Raw genomic sequence first — 545 nt, 5'->3', positions numbered from 1 at the left:
CCCAGTCATCAGGTATTGGTGGCGGTGCGTTCTTAGTGTATTGGGATAGCGAAAAGCAAAAACTGACCACTTACGACGGGCGTGAAACCGCCCCCCTCGCCGTAACGCCAAAGCTATTTTTAGATGAGAACGGCCAGCCATTGCAATTCTACGATGCCGTGGTTGGTGGACGCTCTGTCGCAACACCAGGCACCGTGAAACTATTGTGGGATACTCACCAGAAATACGGCAAGCTGGAATGGAAAAAGATCATTCAGCCAGTGATCAGCTTAGCTGAGGAAGGTTTTGCCGTCAGTCCTCGTCTCGCCAGTTTGATTGCCAACGACGCCGAGCGTTTATCACGTTTTCCGACCACAAAAGCGTATTTCTTTAACGCCGATGGCTCACCAAAAGCCGAAGGCACACGATTAAAGAATCCAGAATACGCGCAAACCTTGAAAGCCATCGCCAAACAAGGTGCTCAAGCCTTCTATCAAGGTGATATTGCCAAAGACATTATCGCAACCGTGCAAACTGCAGTGGGTAACCCGGGCGTGTTGGCACAA

Annotated in this window: 1 protein-coding gene; it reads left to right on the top strand. The window is 50.5% G+C overall.

From position 1 onward, the window contains the following. The coding region (locus R7190_RS29955) for a gamma-glutamyltransferase (protein ID WP_318138219.1) at positions 1–545 on the top strand (545 nt) is incomplete at both ends.

The organism is Vibrio sp. 1078-1 (assembly GCF_033340475.1).
The sequence above is the reverse complement of the archived record's forward strand: the minus strand, read 5'-3'. Positions and strand labels throughout refer to the sequence as shown.